The organism is Acinetobacter parvus DSM 16617 = CIP 108168, assembly GCF_000368025.1.
GTDB lineage: Bacteria > Pseudomonadota > Gammaproteobacteria > Pseudomonadales > Moraxellaceae > Acinetobacter > Acinetobacter parvus.
In genome coordinates, this window is the sequence record NZ_KB849211.1 from 554,130 (window position 1) to 577,345 (window position 23,216).

Genomic DNA, 23,216 nt, shown 5'->3' on the forward strand with positions numbered 1-23,216 from the left:
TTGGTAATTTTATTTGTTCCTGCTTCTTTCGTAGTTGCATGTGCATAACCTTTCGCTGAACCTAAAGCCGTGTCGGTTGAAATATGAGCGTAGTTATCATCTGCCCAAACATTCACTCCAGTAATCGCTGCAATACTCAACACCAAACTCTTGAGCACCAATGGCTTAAAGGAAAAAACGAAATTTTTTCCTTGCTCATCATCATGAATATTGCTTAGGCTATTTGATTGTGTACCTGTAGTGTTGTCGGTCTTACCTGCACTTTTGGCATGCTCCGAAACAACAACCATACGCCCCAAAGATTTATTCCAGATTTTTTTAAAGATGTGGTTCATATCTGTACCTGTTTTTTAAACATTTGGTACAATTACAAAACATTACATACAAAGTTGTATATCACTGAAAACTGGTATTCTGACGAATGGTAATAACTTTTTAGAGAAAAAATAGCATCTGGTAGATGCTATAAATATATTACAGCTTTGTTGCACAAAGATTTGAAATACAAAGCCCCCCTAATTGAGCTAAATTTAAGGCGTAACTTGGGTAAGTGGTCGACCTAATTCCGTAAATCTGTTGAGGCCTGCTACACCTGCATGAATCTCATTCACTTGGCTATCAAAACGCCTTGCACTGAGTTTATCTCCTAATCATTTAATGCAGTGCATCTTAGTTTCAACCAAACTTCGCCGATGATAGCCTGACCATTTTTTCCATAGTGTCCTGCCTAAACGTGTAACTGTTCGAAGAAATTCGTTTGGCTCTAGCGAGCTGATCTTTTTATCTTTCCATGGTTTCGCATTTTTTTCTAGGTGGAATCACCGCATGCGCTTGCCGATCTGCAATGGCCTGACAGCATTGCTTGGTGTCATAAGCTGCATCGGTATAAACAGAGTCAATCTGCTCATCTTGTGGAATCTGATTAAGTAAATCACCAAGCACCTGTGAATCACTGAGATTATTGGTTGTAAGCTGAACTGCTCGTATTTGTAGGGTTTTAGCATCTATGCCAATATGTAGTTTACGCCATTGGCGACGATATTCAGCTCCATGTTTCTTGCGTTTCCATTCGCCCTCAGCTAGAAACTTCATGCCTGTAGAGTCTATGAGTAGACGCAGGCCAATTGGTTGTGTGGTAGATTTTGTGTGTAGGCTTCTTCATTTGAAAATTATATCGATGAAAAAAACATTACAGATAGGTTTGTGCAACAAAGCCAATAAAACCTGAAATACCAAATTACAGTGATAGCCAAAACCCTGTATTCTGCCTATGCTAGAAACTGGGAATCACTTTTTAAGTCTTATTATGATTCACGTATCTCAAACTGAGCTGATCTTGCCTGTACCTGTCTTTATTCTGGAAGACGATGCAATCATGCAACAGCGTTTAAAAAGAATACTGTTAGAAATTGGCTATGCAGAAGACGCCCTTATTTTTGCCCAGACCTTATCTGAGGCAATAGACATGCTTAAACAGTACCCAATTTCCTTTTCATTGGTTGACCTCGGTTTACCCGATGGCAATGGTATTGATTTTATAGAAAATTTAAGACAGACCGATGAGGTCTCACCTGTTTTGGTCATCTCGGCATGGAGTACGCAGGAAACCATTTTAAAAGCGATACAGGCGGGTGCAACGGGTTATCTTTTAAAAGAACGGGATGATTTCGAAATCATGTTATCAATTCGTAGTATATTACGTGGTGGAGCACCCATAGATCCGTTTATTGCCCAGCAAATTTTGTCAAAAATTACATTTGAACAAAAAGTAAAAGATGTGGCGGTGGCAGAACAAAATAATTTACTCTCAACTCGGGAGCTTGAAATTCTACAACTGGTTGCTGAGGGAATGTCGAACCGAGAAATCGCTGATTTTCTTAATTTGTCAAAATATACCATCGAATGTCATATCAAACATATTTACCGAAAGCTGTCGGTCAGCAGCAGATCCAAAGCCATCAATACCGCACGTTCATTGGGTATTTTATAAAATATCTATGCTTATGCTGGCTCGTTATTCTGGCGCAAACTTCCTTTGCAAAATCTTCCGCATCTGAGCAAGTCAACTGCACCGCAAACATTCAGTCGAGCCAAATGGCAAAAGCCATTGGACAAGACGGTACTCAACGTCCTGAAACAGGCTGGCAAAATGTGAAATTGCCCGATCAATGGGATAAGCGTAAATTCTACTATACGGGCAGTACATGGTATAAAATCGTGTGGGATTATCAGTGTCCAACCACAACAAAAACCCCAATCACCATTGTGATCAGCTATATCAATATGACTGGTCAGGTTTTTATTAATAATGACTTGTTATGGCAAGATCAGTCTTTGGTTGAACCGCTTTCCCGTAGCTGGAATATGCCACGCTACTGGAATTTACCCGTATCCAGCCTAAAACAGGGCGAAAATATTCTTTGGGTACGTGTAGTAGGTGTAAAGAGTCAAAATTCGGGTCTGGGTCAGGTCCTAGTGGGCAATGCTGATCAGGTCAGACCAAAATTTCAGATGCTTTGGAATCAACAACGTGTGCTGATGTTTTTAAATTTAATCACGTCACTCACTTTAGGTGTAATTGCTTTCCTGGTATGGATTTTTCATCGTAAAGATCAGATTTTTGGCTGGTTTACCTTGGCAGCGCTCATGTGGAGCATGGTGATGTTTAATACCATTATGCTTGAAGCACCTTTTGGTTTAACCACATTACAAATCGCTCGTATCAGTATCGTGTGTTTTTTTGCTTATAGCTTATTTTCCTGTTTTTACGCATGGCGCTTGGCACAACGCAAATTTCCACGTTTAGAAAAAGCATTATTGTATATGCTGTTAATTGTAATCAGCATGGCCATGATATTACCTGATACCGCGCTATACAATTTTATCTCGGGTACTTTTTTCCTGAGCCTACTGGTTTTATTAATAAATTTTATAAGTTATCAATGGATTGCCTATTTTTCCAAATTATTGGAAGCCTATTTACTGGCAGCAGTATTTTTGTTTTTTATCATTGTGTGTATTCATGATACATTCCAGATCATGCAATCCAATAATAGCTTTTTATGGATGCCTTATACAGCACCCTTAACAAGCTTATTAATTGCAATTATTTTAGCGTTACGTTTAGCCAAAAATTTAAGAGCAATTGAAAACTTTAACCAGACCCTCAAACAAAACATTCTTGAAGCCAAAAATGAACTAACACTTTCTCTCAATACCCAGCATCAACTTGAACTGGACAACGCAAAACTACAGGAACGTTTACAACTTGCCCATGATTTACATGACGGTTTGGGGGGTTCCCTCGTCCGTTCAATGGTCACAGTAGACCAAAGCCAGATCAATCTAAGCAATCAGCAGTTTTTATCCATGCTCAAAATATTAAGGGACGACTTGCGGCAGGTGATTGACAGTGGTTCAAGTACAGGTGCCAAAGTGCCTGACACACCCATTTTATGGGGAGCACCTTTACGCTATCGTTTCACCCAACTGTTTGATGAGCTGAATATCACAACAAAATGGTCTTTTCCAGAATCATGGCAAAAACAGCCAACCCCGCTGGTGTGTTTAACTTTGCTTCGGGTCGCAGAAGAAGCCCTGACCAATATTCTGAAACATAGTCAGGCAACATCGGTAAAGTGCGCCCTGTTTTTCTCCAAGGGGCAACTGGTACTAGACATTGAAGATAATGGTATTGGCTTTGATGTAGAAGCGGTTAAGAATGCAGGAATGAGTGTTGGACTAAGAAGTATGCAAACACGTCTGGAACGGCTGGGTGGACATCTTACGGTTCAATCCGAGGCTGGAAGAACCTGTTTAAAGGCCTGCTTGCCTGTTTAATTGCAGAATGTTCCAGCACACCAAAATGGTATGCTGGAATAACACGATCCATTATTTAATTGCATCCAACAACGTCTGTTGGGCATTATGGGGTTCTTCACCAGCGGCAGGTTTGTCTCGTTCCCATACACCATCGCTCTGTAACAACCATGCCTGTTGATTATCCTTGAGATAATTAAGTAAACCAAGTTGATAAATACGTTTTTTCGATGCTGGGTCTTCAATTGGGAAACATGCCTCAACACGATTAAACAGGTTGCGATCCATCCAGTCTGCACTTGAGCAATAAATACGTGGATTGCCATTGTTGCTAAAGTAATAAACACGGGTATGTTCAAGAAAACGGCCAACAATCGAACGGACACGGATATTTTCAGACAAATTTGGCAAGCCTGGACGTAGACAACAGATTGAGCGAATAATCAGGTCAATCTGCACACCAGCCTGAGAGGCTTCATACAGTTTATTGATCAGTTGTACTTCGGTTAGGGCATTGACCTTGACAATAATTTGCGCTGGCTTACCTGCCTTAGCATTGGCAATTTCTTCATCAATATAATTGATCAATTGTGCATGCAAGGTAAAGGGTGCATGCAGAAGCTTTTTCGGCTTCGCCATTTTGCCCATTCCCGTGAGTTCCTGAAAGATACGGTGTACATCTTCGCAAATGTCTTTATCTGTGGTCATCAAGCCATAATCGGTATAGATACGGGCATTGGTGGCATGGTAGTTACCCGTTCCCAAGTGCACATAACGCACCAGTTTATTGTTTTCACGGCGTACAACAAGGATCATTTTGGCATGGGTTTTATAACCAACAATGCCGTAAACCACGACAGCACCCGCCTCTTGCAGCACATTTGCAACTTCAATATTGGATTCTTCATCAAAACGAGCACGTAACTCAATCACAGCCGTGACTTCTTTACCGTTGCGTGCCGCTTCTGCCAAAACCTGTACAATTTCCGAATCCGCACCACTACGATACAGCGTTTGTTTAATTGCCAACACTTGTGGATCACGCGCAGCTTCACGTAACAGTTGAATCACAGGTGCAAAGGATTCAAACGGATGATGTAGCAAGATGTCCTGTTTCTGCATGGCAGAGAAAATACTTTCAGTCTTCTTAAAGACTTTGGGAATCACAGGGGTATGTGAGTCATAACGCAAGTGCGGACGTTTAAAATTGGAGAGTAAACGTGCCAGATTGACAGGACCATCAACTCGATAGAGCTGTTCTTCGTTCAGATCAAATTCATCCAGCAAATATTCATAAATATGTTTCGGGCAGTTATGTGTGACTTCCAGACGTACCGCACGACCAAAACGGCGTGAACTTAATTCACCTTTCAATGCCTTTGCCAAATCCTCTACATCTTCATTCAAGGCCAAGTCTGCATTACGGGTGACACGGAACTGATAACAGCCTGTTGCGGTCATACCTGGGAACAGATCAGACACATGCTCATGGATGATTGCGGACAACATCACATGATGCTCCTTGCCTCCCGTCAGTTCATTGGGTAAACGCACCACACGCGGTAAAGAACGTGGTGCAGGCACAACCGCCAAGTCAATCTGACGACCAAAAGCATCTTTACCTTCCAGCGTCACAATAAAGTTCAGGCTTTTATTGACTAAACGAGGAAATGGGTGCGCAGGATCAAGGCTGATTGGTGTTAAAACAGGTGCGACCTGTTCCTGAAAATATTTTTTAATCCATGCCGATTGTGCAGGTGTCAGTTCACCACGGCGCAAGAAACAGATATCTTCCTCACGCAGCTTCGGTAGAATTTCTTCATTCAGGATACGGTATTGACGTTCAATAGCCGCATGTGCCGTTTTAGAAATCTGTTCAAGCACTTGTTTAGGGGTTAGACCATCTGGGCTACGGCTCTCATTGCCCAGCGTCAGTTGTTCCATCATCCCCGCAACACGGATTTCAAAGAACTCATCAAGGTTGCGTGAAAAAATCAGCAGGAAGTTCATCCGCTCCAATAATGGATGAAGTGGATCGACTGCCTGTTCCAAAACGCGCAGATGGAAATCGAGAATCGAAAGTTCACGATTAATATAGCGGTCATTATAGCTGTATTCTATTGGGGTCGTTGTAGCCACTGCCGTATTCATACCAAACCTTGTTGATTTATCATTGATCAAGACATGGTTTAAGTATGCTGCAAAATTATTTCAATTTGGTAAAAAAACCCAAAAATATTGGGCTTTTTTCACTTCATCACACTTTAAGATGGGCTTACTCTGGAATCTGGGTTGCATTCATATATTTCAGGATGCTTCTTTTACGGTACTGAAGTTTTCGGTCATCCCTATGATCCTGATAATATTTTGGGTTAGGTAATAATGCAGCAAGAAAAGCAGCCTGTTCACGGGTCAGGCTTTTTGAACTTTTACCATAATAAAACTGTGCTGCCGCCTCAACCCCATAGAGATTCTGGCCGAATTCCACTGCGTTCATATACACTTCAAGAATACGACGTTTTGACCACATTCGCTCCATCATCCAGGTCGCAACAACTTCCTGTCCTTTTCGAATAAACGAACGCTTATTATAGAGGAACAGATTTTTTGACAGTTGCTGCGAAATGGTGGAACCACCCGCTACAATTTTGCCCTTTTCATTGTTTCGTTCCAAAGCATCCTGAATACCTTCAATGTCAAAGCCATGATGATGGATAAACCTGGCATCCTCAGCCGCTAGAATCGCATGCTTAAAATTATCGCTAATATCATCATAATCACGCCATTGCTGCTTGATCGGCTTAAAGTCGGTCAGATAATCCCAACGCATAAACATGGTGGTTTCAACAGGATGAGTACGCCACCACACCAGACTGCTAAAAATCCAGAGCTGGATGAGCAATACCAGACCAATAATCAACATGAGCGCGCGCGCTAAAAAGGCTTTCATTAAAGTGCATCACTCCTTGGGGCATCTGTTCTGCAAAATATCAGCAAACCACGTAAAAATCGTTGATATTTTGTAGAACATATTCATGCTAAGCTATTTTTACATCAATCACTTGCTTAAACCTATGACTGAAATGACACCACCACAAATCAATAATCAAAAGTTAAAGATACAAACATGGTGGTTTACTGCGCTACTGATTGCAGTCAATGTCGGATTATTTGGCTGGCAAATTGTTTCAGGTGTGAATATTACCGACCCAGCGCCTGTAGATGCAATTGCCTGGGGCGCAGATTTTACCCCACTCACTTTTATGGGACAGCCTGAACGTTTATTTACCAGCATGTTTTTTCATTTTGGCTTGATTCACCTCATGCTGAATATGTGGGCACTCTATATTTTTGGCAGTGTGGCAGAACAGTTGTTTGGTCGGTTGTATTATATCGGAATGTACGTGCTGGCCGGTTTGATGGGCAGTTTACTTTCCAGCTATCTGACTATTCGTAATGGCTATGAATTATTACAACATTTTGATCACCTTGCGGGACTACAATCGTCCCTCATCCCCCATATCAGCGCAGGTGCGTCTGGTGCAGTGATGGGATTGGGCGCAGCACTCACTGTTATTTCATTGTTTCCACCTTTGCCTCAGCAACGTTTTTGGCTGGACAAGAAATCATTATTGATGGTAATGGCAATTAACATTGTGTTTGGTTTCACCGTGGCAGGCATCAATAATGCGGCACATATTGGTGGCATGATTATGGGTGCTTTATTGGCAGGTGCATGGTATCTGGGAGAAAAAATACAAAAACCTGCTTTGATTCAGATCGGTGCTTTAATTATAGGTACTGTATTACTCGCTGCTTTTTATTTCTATTGCACAGAATTAAGTACAGGGCTTGATCCGTTATGGTATGAGATTTTAAGGCAGAATCAGTTGAATTAATTGTGATTATTTATATAGCTGGCAGGTTGCCATCTGCCCCTGCAACATCTCCATGATGATATAACTATTGCATACTTACTCATAGATGTATAAAATTTTATACATGACTCAACCACAACCTGAAAAGCCTATTTACTGGATTGGATCATCTTTAGATGATTTAAAAGAATTTCCAGCCGACGTGAAAAAACATTTTGGTTTTGAACTTCACGCAATTCAGCATGGCACTGAACCTGCTCAATGGAAACCTATTCCCAATTGGGGCACAGGAGTCATTGAACTTAAATATAAAGATTCATCTGGCGCATATCGAGTTGTATACGTTGCAAAATTCAGACATGCAATTTACATACTCCATTCTTTTCAGAAAAAAACACAACAAACAGCCAAACCAGATGTTGAGATTATCAAAGCACGTTATAAAGAAATTGCGTTATTGGAGGAACAATATGAGCAAGATTGATACACAAATTCGTCATATCACTCAACCAACAGACAATATTTTTGCAGATTTAGGCTTAGAAGATGCTGGAAATTTAAAAAAAGAAGCAGATGCTTTAGCCAATGCAAAATTAGCTTTAACCAGAGTCGTTGCTGATTGGGTACAAGAAAATCATTTCAAGCAAGAAGAAGCTGCTGAAATATTAGGTGTTAGTCGTCCTCGCTTATCTGATGCAATCAATGCAAAAATATCGAAATTTACATTAGATGCGTTAGTCACAATGGTTTCTAAAACAGGACACTCAATTACTATTAGCATCACAAATTAAGGGATTCTTGGAATCCCTCATTTTAAAGCCTTTCTTTCATCAAGACTGATTCATTTCCCTTAAACTCTGCAATGGTGGAATATCACATAAATAACTGAGGCGATAACGACCAATCAACATACAAATCAGCATCATGCTTAACGGTAAAATCAGCCAAATCGCAGGATGCCACTGAATCGCCATTTGCATTTTATAGCTGGCAATCGCACTGATCACCTCGGCAAATAAACAGGCCACCAAGCCCGACAGCAAGCCAATAAAACCAATTTCCAGACTCAACATCTGTTTCAGCCTGTTTTTACCGCTCCCAAAAGAGCGTAATAACGCCACTTCCTTACGGCGTTCATCCATCAGCACATTCAGGCAGGCAATCAACACCAACACACCAGACAGCCCTACCAACAACGCCAATACGGTAATAATCTGCACCAATACATCCACCAGACGCTTGACTTCATCCAGAATCCGTCCGACATCAATAAACACGGTATTAGAAAATTGCTGAATCAGTTGCACCATTTTTGGCTGATCTGCTGGTGGTACATAAAAACTGCCCAGATAACTGCCTGCATTTTCATCCATGCTTTGCGGTGAAAAGATAAAGAAAAAGTTTGGGCTAAAACTTTCCCACTCCACTGAACGCAGATTGATCACGGTTGCCTGCAACGTGCCCTCTGGCAAACTGAAATCAAGACGATCACCGATTTTAATGCCCAATTCATTGGCCAGTTTAGCTTCTACTGACACCTGCCCCACTTGGCTAAATTTCGGATTACCCTCGGTAATCACATTATCTTTCGGATATTCTGTGGCCTGTGTCAGATTCAGTTCTCGACGCAAGGAATTATTTTGCCTGACCAGCTCAGGCGCAAAGGCCTGCCCATTTTTTGCAATTAAACGTCCCCGAATATTAGGATACAACGGTGTAGATTGCCAGTGATTCTGCTCAAGTTGCTGCTTGAACTGCGGCATATCAAAAGGCGGCAAACCATACACAAACTGATTCGGTGTACCCTCAGGCAATTGTTGTTGCCAACGCTGTAATAAATCGGTTCTCAGCACACTGAGTACCGTAATTAAACTTAAGCCTAAAGCCAGCGCAGTGACTTGCAAGGCAGTCTGATGTGGAATCCGTACATAAGCCGAAATTGGATGTTTCAGTTGTTTAATGGCTTTGAGTAGCAGCCAAATCAGGGTATAAAGCACGGCACACAGGATTAAAATTGCAGCCAAGACCAATAGGCTGAGTTGTAGATTATCACTTAACACCAAGCTAAAAATGATCAAACTCATCACGCCCACTGTAAACATGGCAAAGTAAGATTTACGCGAACGCTCCTGCTGGCGGATCACCCGAATAGGTGGTGTATTCAGCAATTCCCAGATACTTGGCAGGATAAAACCAATCAGCACCATCACACTGGTAAAAATTGCCACAGGCAACGCCAGCAATAAATCAGTCACGGCAAAGCTGAGTTGCAATTGTGGAATCAGTTGCAACATCAATTGTAATAAAGCATAGCCCAAACCAATGCCAATCAAGCTGCCAAGTACAATGGAAAGCGCACTAACAATGCCAAGCAAAGCGATATAGGCAAGTAGAATCTGCCACTTGCTTGCCCCCAGACAACGCATCAAGGCAATATGATCCTGATTCTGTTGTACATAACGTTGGCTGGTCAATGCGATGGCAATCCCACACAGCAAAATGGTCAATAAATTGGCAAGTTGCAGGAATGTATCCAGATTCTCAATCGGTTTCATCAAGCGTGTATTGGATTGATTGGCATCACGAAGTTTAAGTGAACTTTGCTCATTATTCTCAAACTGCTGGTGTTGCTGCTGTTCAGAATGTAACTGATTTTTTTGCTGCTTAAAGATTTTTTTAAAGGCTTTCACTTGCTCGGGCGAACCTGCCATCAGCAGACGATATTCAATACGGCTACCGACCTGAACCGCATTGGTTTTAGCAATATCTGACTGATGAATCATCACTGTCGGTGAAAAACCTGAAAATCCTAGCTCCTGATTGGAGTCATGTTCAATCACACCTGTCACGGTAAACTGTCCATCGGCAATCGCAACCTGATCACCTAGTTTGGTATGTAATAAATCCATCACACGAGGACTCAACCAAACCTGTCCCTGCTGAATAGATTGCGCTTTAGGCTGAATTTCTAGCTTGCCCCTTAATGGAAAATGCTCATCAACCGCCTTGACGTTGACCATGACAAACTGGTCTTGGGTATGTGCCATTGAACCAAATACTGTCACAGGTGCCTGTTTTAAATTCAACTTTTGCGCTTGTTGTCGCCATTGAGCTTGAATGGGATTATTATCCGTCATCACCAGATCAGCACCCAGCATTTCCGCAGCCTGTAAAGCCACCGCATTCTGGACCTGACTATTACTAAATTTTAATGCGGTAGTGGCACTAATCGCCAAAGACAGTGCAATAATCAGTAAATACAGTCCACCTGTACGAAAACTTTGCAGCAACAATGGCTTGAGAATCGAATTCATGTTCTCTCCCCAGCCTTGCCGATTTCCTGAATCTGACCATCGACAAGTTTGACATGGCGCTGACATAGTGCAGCCAGATTTTGGTCATGCGTGACCAACACCAAAGTTGTACCTAATTCTCTATTTAGATCAAATAATAGCTGCTCAATTTCCTCGGCAGTTTGCCCATCCAGATTGCCTGTTGGTTCATCGGCAAAAATGATCTTCGGTTCGGCAATCAGCGCACGGGCAATCGCCACACGTTGCTGTTCACCGCCTGACAAGACTTTTGGGGTTTGCTGTGCCTGACGAACCAGCCCAACTCGTTCCAACCATGCCAGTGCTTTTTGCTCAGCTTTCCTAAAGTTAAAATCAGGTTGCAGACGTAACGGCAACATCACATTTTCCAGTGCACTCAGTTGCGGTAAAAGCTGAAATGCCTGAAATACAAAGCCAATGTTTTCCAGTCGTACTTGCGCACGTTGTTCTTCTGTTAAGGTATGAACCGCTTGCCCACAGACTTCCAATTCGCCTGAACTTGGCCGATCCAGCGTCGCCAAAATACCCAGTAAAGTCGATTTCCCTGAACCAGAACGTCCCGTAATTGCGATCTGTTCACCCTGGTAAATGTCCAAATCAATGTCTTTTAAAATGGTTAAGCTTTGCTGGTGAATCTGAATATTTTGTGTAACTTTTCGGGCAGAAATAATTGGTTGTGGCATGATGTCACGTATCCTTTAGGACAAATTTTAAATGCGATGCAAAACTCTAAAGTTATCAGTTCAGTTTCTAAAACAGTTGCAATCATGGCCCTCTGTGTGATGCCAACACTGGTTTCAGCCAAGACCATTTTAATTGTGGGTGATAGCCTGAGTGCAGGTTATGGCATAGAGGCCAAACAAGGCTGGGTGAACCTGTTACAACAACGTTTAGACCAACAGTATCCGAAACAGCACAGGGTGGTCAATGCCAGTGTCAGTGGCGAAACCACCAGTGGCGCATTGGCACGACTGCCAAAATTGTTACAAACCTATAATCCTGAAGTGGTGGTGATTGAACTTGGCGGCAATGATGGCTTGCGTGGACAACCACCCCAGATGATTCAGAAAAACTTAGCCCAATTGGTACAACTGAGTCAAAAGCAGAAAGCCACCGTTTTACTGTTTGGTATGAAAATACCACCGAATTATGGAACTGCGTACAGCAAGGCTTTTGAGAATAATTACAAAATTGTAAGTCAGCAGTATAAAGTGAAGCTTCTGCCGTTCTTTTTGGATGGTGTGGCAGGCAATAAAACTTTCATCCAGAATGATCAAATCCACCCCAATGCCAAGGCACAACCAATCATGCTGAATTTGGCTTATCCTTATATTAAAGGGGCTTTATAGTAAATAATTTCAATCAATTCAGGGCGAATTCAATTCCGCCCCTACCCAGATCAAAAATCAAAAAATGTTACTTCGCCTGTTTCCAATGAGTATTCAGCACCGACCACAATCAGCTTGCCTTTCTCAATCAACTGTTCTAGCACAGCAGAACCATGACGCAACTGATTGACCGATGCAAATACATTGGAGCGAACCGCATGGGCAGACAGCTTTTTCAAATCACCTTTGAGTTCGGTTTGCATCAAAATTTCAACCGATGGACGAACCCGATTCACGATCGACATCAGGTTTGAGGATGGTGGCTGCTCTGGATGCATCAGGGTATCAATGGTGGCCTGAATCGCACCACAATGGCTATGCCCCAGCACCACCACCACGGCACAGTCATATCGCTCTGCCGCAAACTCAACACTTCCCACCTGTGACGGCGCAACGATATTGCCTGCAACACGAATCACGAACAAGTCACCCAGACCTTGATCAAACACCATTTCCGCAGGCACACGAGAGTCTGAACACCCTAAAACAATGGCAAAAGGATTTTGTTCGCTTGCCATTTCGGCACGTTCCTGATGGGTGAGTAACTTCTGCTGAGTTGCCTCTCCCTTTACAAAACGGGCATTACCAGCTTTTAAACGTTCCAGAGCTTCTTTGGCGGTGAGCATGTTTAAATCCATCTATGATTGACATGAAAAAAGAGTTTAATGTACGCCTGTTTGAAAGTCACTGACAAAAATAGAATCCATCTAAATACCAGCCTGTCTTTTAATCAGGAAAATAGCGAAAAACGAATGATTTCATTGGCAAGAATTTCCATACATCTGTAAATTATGCAAATGACTCCCCTCACATCTTCCCCAATAATCAATGGGTTTAAAAATAGATCAAGGATAGAACAAATCATGATGAACCATCTTTTTTCCACCTCCTTTCGCAAGACCTTAACCGCAGCTTTAATTTCATGCAGCTTGGCGACCATCGCAATCAGCTCAACACAGGCAGCGGAAATAGAAATGAGCTTCCAGAATGTGCTGCAACAGGAACGTGCATGGGCAGGTTTACAGAGCAAAACATTAAAAGTCGGTGATATCACCTGGTCATATAGTGAGGGTGGTCAGGCTGGAAAACCGATCGTGATTTTAATTCATGGCCTGGCGGGCAGCCGTGACAACTGGAACCGTGTGGCACGGGCCTTAACCGCCAACTACCATGTGATCATCCCAGACTTGCCAGCCAGCGGTGAAACACAAGTTCCGAAAGATTTTGACTATTCCATTCCAAACGTCACTGAAAAGTTACGCCGTTTTGTTGAGGCAGCCAACCTAACCAGCCCAGCACATATTGCAGGTCACTCACTTGGTGGTTCAATTGCCATGCTCTATGCAGGGCAATATCCATTTGAGACCAAAAGCCTGTTTTTAATTGATGCTGCGGGCGTATATAAGGCCGCCACCACACCTTATTTAAAGGATCCAAACCACATTAAAAACATGATTGTCAGCAAAAAAGGCGATTTTAACTTTTTAATGCAGCAGGTCATGTTTACCCCTCCATTCATTCCAAAGGAAATTGCTCAGGCACAGGAAAAAATGATGATTGGTCAGGCCGAGCAAACCCAGAAAATGGTAGATCAGTTAATTGTACTCAATAAGTTATATACGCCAGATTCATTTGCGTTGCTGGCAAGATCCATTGATGCACCAACACTGATTTTATGGGGCAAGCAGGATAAAATTATCAATGTTGAGGTTGCACCTGAGTTAAAATCACTGCTAAAGAATGCGCAGACACCTGTCATTCTGGATAATGTGGGCCATATGCCTATTCTGGAAGCAGATCAATTGGTGGTTCAGCAATATTTACCATTTCTGAACAAGATTCAGTCACAAAAACCTGTAACTGCGCCAACTCCGTAAACCTAAAGTTATAAAATCCTATGCCTAAACATCCAATGATAGAACAACTGATTGACGCACAACTTGATTTTCTGGATCAAGAGTTTACACAAGCCGAAACCATTCAACATGAGTTTAAACAGTTCTATCATTGGTTGCGCTTACAGCAACTCCAACATATCTGGTCATTTGAACAAATCTTTAAGCTGATTGAGAAACAAATCCTGAACACACCTGCCAGTTCATTTCTGATTGAACAAATTGCAGAACATATCCGCTTTGCCCTGATTCATCCACGTAATGAGCAAACCAATATCGAAGATGTAATTCCTGTTTTAACCATTGACTCAATTGCGCAATATGTTGCAGGTAAAAGTGACCATCGCCAGCGCCTGATTAAAACCATCGTGAATAATCCTGCTTTTTCTGCCCTGATTACCCAACTGATTCAACATTCCATTCAGGACTATTTAGAAAATTCGGTCATGTCTAAACGTGTACCTGGCGTTGGACATTTTATGAAAATGGGAAAATCGGTTCTCGAAACAGTGACTAATTCCAACCTGAATGACACCATTGGACACTATTTACAAAAGAATATATTAAAGATCAGCCAAATGAGCGAACGGGTGTTAAACCAGCACTTTAATGAAGACAAACTTTACCATTTCCAGGCCAACATCTGGCATAAAATTAAGGTTATGCCCTTATCAGTATTACGCAACTATATTGAGGTACAAGACCTACCCCAAACTGTGGGAATGGGGCATGAAATATGGGATCATATCCGTCAAACAGATTATTTAAAACAGCAGGTTCATGATGGGACCTATGCATGGTATGCACGTAATCAGGAACGCACATTTGATTTATTACTCCGCGATCTGAATATTGATGAAACCCTGATTGAAAATGAATTGAGTGATTTACTGACACCTGTGTTACAGCAAGTGATTCAAACAGGTTATTTAAGACAACGTGCCCGCACCTATTTAGAAAAATTTTATTATTCAGAACAGATGTCTGAAATTTTGACAAAACAAGGCGCATGATGCGCGGTGAGCGCCTCCATATTGCGTGATGTGGGAGCACCTCGGTTTGTTATCCATCTGAGAAAAATATTGGATTTTTTTTCAACATTAAAAAAAGCCCTCGCAAGGGCTTTCTCAATAGATTGTATTTCCAGCTTTATTACTTGAAATATGCACCCTCAGCCTGAGTATGGTCAGTTTGGTCAACCACACGCTGTAACTCAGGAACGTGCTGCTTCAAAGTGGTTTCCACACCCTGCTTCAACGTCACATCAATAGCTGAACAGCCCTGACAACCACCACCAAATTTCAACACAGCAGTTAAACCATGCTCAGGATCGTTCTGTACTTCAACCAGACTACAGTTACCGCCATGCCCTTCCAATCCAGGATTAATCTCAGATTGCAGCACATAAGTGATCCGTTCTTCAATTGACGCATCTGGCCCTACACGAGGTACTTTCGAGTTAGGCGCGCGAAAAGTTAATTGTCCACCAAAACGGTCTTTGTTGTAGTCAATCACGGCATCAAGCAAATATGGAATAGATGGCGCATCGATATAAGCTGAAAAGTCTGGATAATCCTGCTTATAGTCAGTTGGCACCACTTCTTCAGGTGCACTATAGGCCATACAACATTCGGCACGTGGTGTACCTGGATGTTCTACAAAAACTCGAACGCCAATTCCTGGAGTATTTTGCTTTGTTAATAAATCACTTAAATACTCTTGTGCAGAGGGAGTAATCAAAAGGTTTGGAATTTCTTCTGCGACAGCAGTGTTGGTGTTCTCAGTCGACATAACAATAATCCTCAAGCTGATGTCGTTATATTAACCGAAGATGGAGGGGATTTAAAAAAAATCAACCATTTTTGTAGGAATTATATGCCAGATGATTGTTTATTCACTTTTTAATGGCATTATTGCCTAGACACTGATCAATCAAAAATCTTTATGCTACATTTGCCCTTTAGTCACACTGTGACACTCATCATTATTACCGTTGCAATTTCCCTATTGGCATTTTCCAATCAGGCCGTCATGAACCGCCTGATTTTCTGGCCACCCGCCATGCAGCGTGGACAATATGACCGTTTCATCACCCATGGTTTTATCCATGCCGATGGAGCACATTTACTGTTCAACATGATCACGCTGTTTTTCTTTGGCAATATTATTGAAAGCTTTTATCGCCAATTCTTTTATGATATGGGCTTTGTACTGTTTTATCTGGGTGGACTGGTCTTTGCTATTCTACCCAGCTACCTAAAGCACCGTCATGATGTACACTGGGCAAGTTTAGGGGCTTCTGGCGCGGTTTCAGCGGTCTTGTTCGCCTATATTTTATTTCAGCCCTGGAACCTGATTTTTGTCTTTTTTATTCCTGTGCCTGCCATTATCTTTGCAGTTTTATATGTTGCTTACAGCATCTGGTCGGGTAAACGTGGTAACAGCAATATTAATCATAGCGCCCATCTCTGGGGAGCAGCTTATGGCGTGGTGGTCACCATTCTGCTGGAACCACGGGTGATTCCGCATTTTCTCAATCAGCTCACCAAATTACCATTTTAATAAATATTCAGGACTGGCCCCATCTTTGGGGCTTTTATCCATCACCTCTCATTTCGTCAGATAATTGCACAAAAAATCACAATTCCCTCAGAACCTGATTTTATTAGTCAAAACTCATATAAAATATACTTTATTCATTTTAATTAGATCTACGCTTTTGCTCGGCAATTCAGGTAATTTATGATCATAAAGTATGTGAGCATAAAATTTGCGAACAGCTACTTGAGGGTAAAACCATCAAGGAAATTGCAATTTCATATGAGATTCAGGCAGATACTGTTAAGAAACATCTGCAATCCATTTTTAAGAAAACCAGAACTCACCGACAAGGTGAGCTGATTCAACTACTTATGCAATTCTCATAAAGGTGTTTGATCATTCGCAACTAAGCAATTTCAGCTGGAAACGCAATGACCTGATCAATCTTGACCTGATTCATTACCACCATCAATAAACGGTCTATACCTAGTGCAATCCCTGAACATTCAGGCATATTCGGCAAGGCTGCCAATAAATGCTGATCTGTTGGAATTACAGGTAATCCCTGCTTGGCACGTTCTTTATTATCCGCTTCGAAACGGGAAGCCAGCACGTCTGCATCCTGAAGTTCATCATAGGCATTGGCCAGTTCAAGCCCCTCAATATAAACCTCGAAACGCGCTGCGACCAGTTCCCCATCCTCATCCTGTTTGATTTTTGCCAGCGATGCCATTTCAGGTGGAAAATCAGTTAAGAAAACTGGCGCATCAAAGCCCAGACTCGGCTCAACAAAATGGGAAAACAACAGATCCATATAAGCCAAGCGGTCATCCCCCAGGTCAAGGTTAAGTCCAACCCGATGAGCTGTGTCTTTGAGTTGCTTCAGTGTTGCCTGCAAGGGATTAATATCCAGACGATCCTGAAAAGCATGTTTATAGCTCAGAATAATGGGACGAATTTCACCAAAGCGATGCATCAGACAGATTTCCAGCAAGTCTGCGGTTTCATGCATCAACGCCTTTAAGTCCAGTCTAGGTCGATACCATTCCAGCATGGTAAATTCACTATTGTGTTTACGTCCATGCTCATTATCACGAAAAACTTTACAGATTTGGTAGATCGGCCCACTGCCACTGGCCAGCAATCGCTTCATGGGAAATTCTGGCGAGGTCTGCAAATATTGAGTATTTAATTTTCCATGTATATGACGCTGCACCTGTACGGAAGCCAAATGAACATCGGTTACACCTGCCTGGGATAAAATAGGTGTTTCCACTTCCAGCACATTGCGCTCAGCAAAGAACTGGCGAATTTTCTGGTACATCTCCGCACGTGCTTTTAAGGCTTCAATGGAACAGGTCGGTTGATAGGTTTTCGTCGCTTGACTCACGCCTTTGGCCCTCCATGTGCAGCCCATTCACGACGCAAAGGATAGTTTTTACGGAGTAAATCAAAAGCTTTCTGCTCTACCTTAGCTGCCTGAACACAGGCACGAAGCTGCTGATCATCTTCAGCAATATTATAAATCTGGATCAAATGTTGCTTTAATGAGGCTTTTAAATCCTGCTGCCCGAAATATTGTTCAACAGTTGGCAACTGACTCTCAAAATGTTTTGATGGTTGATAGCCAAATGTATGACAAAAGGCCTCATAGATCATCTGTGTGCCTCTTGCCTTACCCTCCAGACTATAGCCCGCGATATGTGGCGTTGCCAAAGCCAATCTTTCTAAAAGCTCTTGAGGAATTTCAGGTTCAAACTCAAACACATCCAGCACAACCTGACGTTTGGTCTTTTCAATATCTGCCATCAGTGCTGATTGTTGAATCACTGGACCACGTGCGCTATTTATCAAAATAGCCGAAGGTTTCATTTCAGCCAGTGCAGCTTCATCAAATAAATGCAGTGTTGGATAATCACCAGATGTGGTTAGAGGCACATGAATCGAGATCGCATCAGCCTGTTTTAACAGCTCCTGAAAGGATACATTTTCAATGCCAGCGAGTTGCACATAAGGGTCATAGCCAATTACATTCCAACCCAATAACTGCGCCATCACTGCCAGCCGTTTTCCAACATTACCCAAGCCAACAATCGCTAAAGTAAACGCCTTATTTTTTTCCAATAAATCCATATTTAGATGCAGTAAGGCTGTAATGACATATTCAGCAACTGCCTGCGCATTACAACCTGCCGCATTGCTCCATGCAATATTCTGTTGTTCTAAAGCTGGAATATCGAGATGGTCTGTGCCAATGGTGGCACTACCCACAAATTTAATCTGAGTTTGATCAATTAAATCATGGTTGACCTTTGTCACGGATCGAACCAAAAGTGCATCGGCATCCTGTACATTGGCATGTGTCAGTGCACGCCCTGCCTGATGCTGTATTTCTGCAAATTCCGCAAAGAAATAATCGGTAAATGCCAAATTTTCATCTGCGATAATTTTCATGCAGTGCTTTCCATAAATTAATCTGTGCTTATTATCCTTGGAGTACTGTTCATTGACAATTCATATATATAAAAAAGGAACCGTACCGGGTTTGTCGGAGACTTTTTTATTTAAGTTAGGCCACCTGACCTAACGGGTTAATCTTATCATAGTACATTGCTTCAAACTCAAAAGGTGATACATAACCCAGTGCACTGTGTACACGCTCTTTATTGAACCAATCTACCCAGTTTAGTGTCGCAAGTTGTACATCCGCTAAACCTTGCCAATCCGCTTTTAAATATTCAATCACCTCTGTTTTGTATAAGCCATTCACCGTTTCAGCCAAAGCATTATCGTATGAATCACCGGTCGTACCGACTGATGCTCGTAAATTTGCTGCTTCTAAACGATGGGTATAACGAATGGAAAGATATTGCACGCCTCTGTCACTATGATGAATCACGTTCTTTGGCATGCCTCGATCATGCAATGCTTGCTCCAGTGCATCGAGCACCATATCTGTATTCATACGTGTTGATACTTTCCATCCAACAATTGCTCGCGAGAACACATCAATAATAAAGGCGGTATAGACCCAGCCTGAATGAGTTTGAATATACGTGAAGTCAGCGACCCACAGCTGGTCAGGATGATCTGCATTAAAATTGCGTTTTACTAAGTCATCTGCTCGTTTTTGATCATCTCGGCTACGGGTGGTTTGTTTATTCTTACCACGCCAAACACCTTGTATACCTAGCTTCTGCATCAATCGAGCAACTGTACAACGTGCGATAACATAACCTTCACGTTTCAATTGTTGCCAGACCTTACGCACACCATATCGACCTAAACTTTCTTTCCAAATACGTTTGATTTGCTCTGCATGATGCAGGTCATGCAGATCCCGTTTCGCTCGATGTTCTGGGTTATCAACGAGATCTAAAGCCCGATAATAGGTCGAAGCTGCAATCGGTAAAATTCTACAAATCGCTTCAACACCATATCGATCTTTATTGTTATGGATAAAATCCACCATTATTTGTGTAGGGGGGCGAGCTCCGCCTGGGCGAAAAAAGCGGCTGCTTTGCGTAGAATTTCATTGGCACGTTGCAGCTCTTTATTTTCACGTTCGAGCTGTTTAATACGTTCTTGATCTGAAAGCTGCTGTACTTAAACTGGATTTTGTTGATCCAAATATTTTTGATGCCAGGAACGTAGTGTTTCAGGGGTACAACCAATTTTAGGTGCAATTGCTGTGATTGCAGCCCAAGTAGAAGGATAATCTTTTTCGGATTCAATCAATAATTGAACCGCTCTGTCTCTGATTTCAGGAGTATATTTTGGTTTTGTCATTGGGACATTCTCTCAAGAAAAATGGTCTCCGACAAACCCGGTACGGTTCAAAATGACGATGCTTGTCCTTTACGTAGTGCACGCATGACTTCAATACCTTTAATTGTGGCATAAGCCGTCTTCATAGATTTGAATCCTAATGTGGCCCTGATGATCCGCTTTAGCTTGCCATGATCACATTCAATTACGTTATTTTTATACTTAATCTGCCTGTGCTCAAGGTCTGGTGGACATTTACCTTCCCGTTTTAACCGTGATAAAGCACGTCCATATGTGGGTGCTTTATCCGTGTTGATCACTTGTGGAATTTGCCACTTCTTCACATTATTTAAAATTTTTCCAAGAAAACAATATGCTGATTTGGTATTACGTCTAGAAGAAAGATAAAAATCAATGGTATCGCCACGTTGATCGACTGCACGATACAGATAAGACCATCGTCCATTCACTTTTACATAGGTTTCATCAATATGCCACGAGCTCAGATCTGTAGGATTACGCCAATACCAGCGTAAACGTTTTTCTATTTCAGGAGCATAACGTTGAACCCAACGGTAAATATTCGTGTGATCAACATTCACACCCCGTTCGGCCAGCATTTCCTGCAGTTCACGATAGCTAATGCCATATTTACAATACCAGCGCACAGCCCAAAGAATGATTTCGCCCTGAAAATGCCGACCATGGAAAGGATTCATATGCTGCACCTTTAGCTAAAACATTCTTCAGCTTACCATTCGTGGTTATTTGCAACAGTGCCAAATAGATTCATTTTCGATACTCTTACTTCAAAGCCAAAATTTTTCGGGCACCATTAAGTACGAATAAAGAAACCAGTATGCCAATGATTAAGTCTGGATAAGCTGATCCCGTCCACGCCACGAGTACACCGGCAAATATAACGCCCATATTTATGACAACGTCATTCGCCGAGAAAATCCAACTGGCTTTCATATGTGCGCCATCTTCTCGATGACCAGAAATAAGATATAAGCATGTCACGTTAGCTATAAGTGCGAGCAGGCCAATAACAATCATGAGCATTGATTCTGGCTCGCTTCCAAACATGAATCGTCTAATGACATCAACAATCACGATAACAGCAAGTAATAACTGAATCCAACCTGCGAAATGGGCTGCTTTTATTTGATATTTCGCAGCTTTTCCGACGGCATATAGCGCAATACCATAAACGGCTGCATCGGCAAACATATCTAGAGAATCAGCAATCAATCCTGTAGACGCAGCAATAATACCGCTGATGAATTCTATAAAGAAAAGTAGAGCATTAATACCTAATAACAGTTTAAGTACTTTAGCTTGTCTCACAGGATCAGGTTCATTAGGTATATCGCCTGAAGAAAGCTGTGTTTCATCAAGTTTCGCCCCAAAACCCAGTCCTTCGAGTTTAGCCGTAATTTGCTGAATCCCTTCATTATGGAAGACTTTCAGTTTTCGATTGGGAAGATCAAAAGTAAGACCTTTAACTGCTTCAATATCTGCAAGAGCCATACGGACCATTTGCTCTTCAGCAGAGCAATCCATTTTAGGAATGGTGTAGGTACTTGTTTGCTTAGCCTGTTGATTGCTTATATAAGTTTCAGTCTTCACAAGCTTTGCACCAAAACCCAAAGCTTCAAGTTTGGTGGTTATATTTTCATCTTTTTGATTATGTAGAACCTTTAAAGAACGGTTAGGTAAATCAAAGATGAGTTTTTGAACACCATCAATTGAAGATAGCGCCATACGAACCATCTGTTCTTCCGCAGAACAATCCATTTTGGGAACTAAGTATTCACTCATGTAGTGCGAATCTTTTAAAACGTTTTCAGTGCTTAAATTTTCTTTGGGATCAGAACCACAACAGGATTGAGCGGTATCTTCACAACTGTTTGAAGTGTTACAGCAAGGAGATGAAGATTTTTCTTCTTCCTCTTCACCACAACAGCTAGGCGTATTATCACAATTCTTTGAATTGCTTGCTTCTGCAATTGATGGATGATTTTCTTGTTGAGATTTCTTATCTTCGCATGGTGTTTCTTTACTACATCCACAACCACTCATAATTATACCCATTAAAAAAATTATAAACTTTGAATATTAGAATCCCTATAGTTACTATAGAGTCAAGAATCTTTGGAAATACTAACTCAATGCATTTAAAAATTGGTGAACTCTCTAAAAAAACCTCATGTTCAGTATTAACAATTAGGTTTTATGAAAAGGAAGGTTTAATTCCGGAACCCGAAAGAACGGAAGGAAATTACCGCCTTTACGATATAGGCTATGTTGAGCAAATTAAGTTTATTTTGAATTGCCGAACTTTAAATATGAGTTTGAATGAAATTCGTCAATTACTCACCTATAAAGATAATCCCAAGAAAAATTGTTCAGATGTGAATGAATTAATTGACTTACATGTCAGTGCTATCAGAGAAAATATAATCAAGCAACAAAAGCTTATTGAACAATTATCTGATTTAAGAGGTACTTGTGATGGCTTATGTACAATTGACCAATGTGGAGTTCTAAAAAATCTAGCTTGATTATCTAGACCTACGCTTTTTTCAAAAA

At 41.6% G+C, this 23,216-nt stretch carries 21 protein-coding genes, 3 pseudogenes and 1 other annotated feature; of the genes and pseudogenes, 11 read left to right on the forward strand and 13 right to left on the reverse strand.

Features of this window, described 5'->3' with window-relative positions; genetic code table 11:
- Both F988_RS04625 and F988_RS14405 read right to left on the reverse strand, forming a co-directional pair.
- Positions 1 to 335, reverse strand: a 335-nt coding sequence (locus F988_RS04625; protein WP_004681404.1) for an ESPR domain-containing protein, incomplete at its 3' end; no start/stop codon positions are given.
- A gap of 195 nt (positions 336 to 530) precedes the next feature.
- Positions 531 to 1,122: pseudogene (locus F988_RS14405) on the reverse strand (IS5 family transposase); the annotation flags it as partial.
- 148 nt (positions 1,123 to 1,270) lie between these two features.
- Between F988_RS14405 and F988_RS04635 the strand changes: the two are divergent.
- On the forward strand, positions 1,271 to 1,990 hold the full coding sequence (locus tag F988_RS04635; RefSeq protein ID WP_004681406.1) for a response regulator transcription factor: 720 nt from the start codon (positions 1,271 to 1,273) through the stop codon (positions 1,988 to 1,990).
- A 104-nt stretch (positions 1,991 to 2,094) separates the two neighbouring features.
- Positions 2,095 to 3,840: a sensor histidine kinase gene (locus F988_RS04640; protein ID WP_004681407.1), complete on the forward strand. Its 1,746-nt coding sequence runs from the start codon at positions 2,095 to 2,097 to the stop codon at positions 3,838 to 3,840.
- Between the two features lie 51 nt (positions 3,841 to 3,891).
- On the opposite strand, the gene ppk1 is transcribed toward F988_RS04640, so the two are convergent.
- The gene (gene ppk1, locus F988_RS04645; RefSeq protein WP_004681408.1) at positions 3,892 to 5,970 is read right to left on the reverse strand and encodes a polyphosphate kinase 1; all 2,079 of its coding nucleotides are present in this window, start codon (positions 5,968 to 5,970) and stop codon (positions 3,892 to 3,894) included.
- A 124-nt stretch (positions 5,971 to 6,094) separates the two neighbouring features.
- Entirely contained in the window at positions 6,095 to 6,769 is a 675-nt protein-coding gene (mtgA, locus tag F988_RS04650) for a monofunctional biosynthetic peptidoglycan transglycosylase (RefSeq protein WP_004681409.1), read from the reverse strand.
- Between the two features lie 124 nt (positions 6,770 to 6,893).
- Here mtgA and F988_RS04655 point away from each other — a divergent pair, with 124 nt between their 5' ends.
- The 3 genes from F988_RS04655 to F988_RS04665 all read left to right on the forward strand — a co-directional run bounded on the left by F988_RS04655 (position 6,894) and on the right by F988_RS04665 (position 8,488).
- Positions 6,894 to 7,718 carry a rhomboid family intramembrane serine protease gene (locus tag F988_RS04655; RefSeq protein ID WP_026040041.1) on the forward strand — a complete coding sequence of 275 codons (825 nt, stop codon included), beginning with the start codon at positions 6,894 to 6,896 and terminating at the stop codon, positions 7,716 to 7,718.
- A gap of 103 nt (positions 7,719 to 7,821) precedes the next feature.
- On the forward strand, positions 7,822 to 8,181 hold the full coding sequence (locus F988_RS04660; RefSeq protein ID WP_026040040.1) for a type II toxin-antitoxin system RelE/ParE family toxin: 360 nt from the start codon (positions 7,822 to 7,824) through the stop codon (positions 8,179 to 8,181).
- Complete coding sequence (locus F988_RS04665) at positions 8,168 to 8,488, forward strand: helix-turn-helix domain-containing protein (protein WP_004674780.1); 321 nt, start codon at positions 8,168 to 8,170, stop codon at positions 8,486 to 8,488. Before F988_RS04660 ends, F988_RS04665 begins: the two co-directional genes overlap by 14 nt.
- Positions 8,489 to 8,527: 39 nt before the next feature.
- Here F988_RS04665 and F988_RS04670 read toward each other — a convergent pair whose 3' ends face one another.
- Together F988_RS04670 and F988_RS04675 are read right to left on the reverse strand one after the other, a co-directional pair.
- Complete coding sequence (locus F988_RS04670) at positions 8,528 to 11,011, reverse strand: ABC transporter permease (RefSeq protein WP_004681413.1); 2,484 nt, start codon at positions 11,009 to 11,011, stop codon at positions 8,528 to 8,530.
- The gene (locus F988_RS04675) at positions 11,008 to 11,712 is read right to left on the reverse strand and encodes an ABC transporter ATP-binding protein (RefSeq protein WP_004681415.1); all 705 of its coding nucleotides are present in this window, start codon (positions 11,710 to 11,712) and stop codon (positions 11,008 to 11,010) included. The genes F988_RS04670 and F988_RS04675 overlap by 4 nt, the downstream gene beginning before the upstream one ends.
- Positions 11,713 to 11,796: 84 nt before the next feature.
- Between F988_RS04675 and F988_RS04680 the strand changes: the two genes are divergently transcribed.
- Complete coding sequence (locus tag F988_RS04680; protein WP_378251355.1) at positions 11,797 to 12,378, forward strand: arylesterase; 582 nt, start codon at positions 11,797 to 11,799, stop codon at positions 12,376 to 12,378.
- A gap of 50 nt (positions 12,379 to 12,428) precedes the next feature.
- Here F988_RS04680 and F988_RS04685 read toward each other — a convergent pair whose 3' ends face one another.
- Positions 12,429 to 13,043 carry a carbonic anhydrase gene (locus tag F988_RS04685; protein ID WP_004681417.1) on the reverse strand — a complete coding sequence of 205 codons (615 nt, stop codon included), beginning with the start codon at positions 13,041 to 13,043 and terminating at the stop codon, positions 12,429 to 12,431.
- A gap of 237 nt (positions 13,044 to 13,280) precedes the next feature.
- On the opposite strand from F988_RS04685, the gene F988_RS04690 reads away from it, so the two are divergent.
- On the forward strand, positions 13,281 to 14,294 hold the full coding sequence (locus tag F988_RS04690; RefSeq protein WP_004681420.1) for an alpha/beta fold hydrolase: 1,014 nt from the start codon (positions 13,281 to 13,283) through the stop codon (positions 14,292 to 14,294).
- Between the two features lie 20 nt (positions 14,295 to 14,314).
- Positions 14,315 to 15,325 (forward strand): hypothetical protein, encoded by a 1,011-nt coding sequence (locus F988_RS04695; protein WP_004681422.1) that lies wholly within the window; start codon positions 14,315 to 14,317, stop codon positions 15,323 to 15,325.
- A 139-nt stretch (positions 15,326 to 15,464) separates the two neighbouring features.
- On the opposite strand, the gene nfuA is transcribed toward F988_RS04695, so the two are convergent.
- Positions 15,465 to 16,103: a Fe-S biogenesis protein NfuA gene (gene nfuA, locus F988_RS04700; RefSeq protein WP_004681423.1), complete on the reverse strand. Its 639-nt coding sequence runs from the start codon at positions 16,101 to 16,103 to the stop codon at positions 15,465 to 15,467.
- Between the two features lie 153 nt (positions 16,104 to 16,256).
- On the opposite strand from nfuA, the gene F988_RS04705 reads away from it, so the two are divergent.
- Positions 16,257 to 16,874 (forward strand): rhomboid family intramembrane serine protease, encoded by a 618-nt coding sequence (locus tag F988_RS04705; RefSeq protein WP_004681425.1) that lies wholly within the window; start codon positions 16,257 to 16,259, stop codon positions 16,872 to 16,874.
- 197 nt (positions 16,875 to 17,071) lie between these two features.
- Positions 17,072 to 17,239, forward strand: a pseudogene (locus tag F988_RS14410) (helix-turn-helix transcriptional regulator); the annotation flags it as partial.
- A gap of 20 nt (positions 17,240 to 17,259) precedes the next feature.
- Here the strand turns inward: F988_RS14410 and epmA are convergent.
- From epmA to F988_RS04735, 5 genes and pseudogenes are all read right to left on the reverse strand, one after another.
- A complete protein-coding gene (epmA, locus tag F988_RS04710; protein ID WP_004681427.1) occupies positions 17,260 to 18,243 on the reverse strand; it encodes an EF-P lysine aminoacylase EpmA in 984 nt (327 codons plus the stop codon).
- The gene (locus F988_RS04715; protein WP_004681429.1) at positions 18,240 to 19,307 is read right to left on the reverse strand and encodes a 4-phosphoerythronate dehydrogenase; all 1,068 of its coding nucleotides are present in this window, start codon (positions 19,305 to 19,307) and stop codon (positions 18,240 to 18,242) included. Before F988_RS04715 ends, epmA begins: the two co-directional genes overlap by 4 nt.
- A gap of 115 nt (positions 19,308 to 19,422) precedes the next feature.
- A pseudogene (locus tag F988_RS04720) lies at positions 19,423 to 20,642 on the reverse strand (IS3 family transposase).
- Positions 20,251 to 20,367: a sequence feature (AL1L pseudoknot), on the reverse strand. (Overlaps the previous pseudogene by 117 nt.)
- A gap of 47 nt (positions 20,643 to 20,689) precedes the next feature.
- Positions 20,690 to 21,340, reverse strand: coding sequence for an IS6 family transposase (locus F988_RS04730; protein ID WP_004681434.1), 651 nt, complete (start codon positions 21,338 to 21,340; stop codon positions 20,690 to 20,692).
- Between the two features lie 85 nt (positions 21,341 to 21,425).
- Complete coding sequence (locus F988_RS04735) at positions 21,426 to 22,706, reverse strand: cation efflux transmembrane domain-containing protein (protein WP_004681435.1); 1,281 nt, start codon at positions 22,704 to 22,706, stop codon at positions 21,426 to 21,428.
- An 89-nt stretch (positions 22,707 to 22,795) separates the two neighbouring features.
- Here F988_RS04735 and cadR point away from each other — a divergent pair, with 89 nt between their 5' ends.
- The gene (gene cadR / locus F988_RS04740; protein WP_004681436.1) at positions 22,796 to 23,188 is read left to right on the forward strand and encodes a Cd(II)/Pb(II)-responsive transcriptional regulator; all 393 of its coding nucleotides are present in this window, start codon (positions 22,796 to 22,798) and stop codon (positions 23,186 to 23,188) included.
- The last annotated feature ends 28 nt before the right edge of the window (positions 23,189 to 23,216 follow it).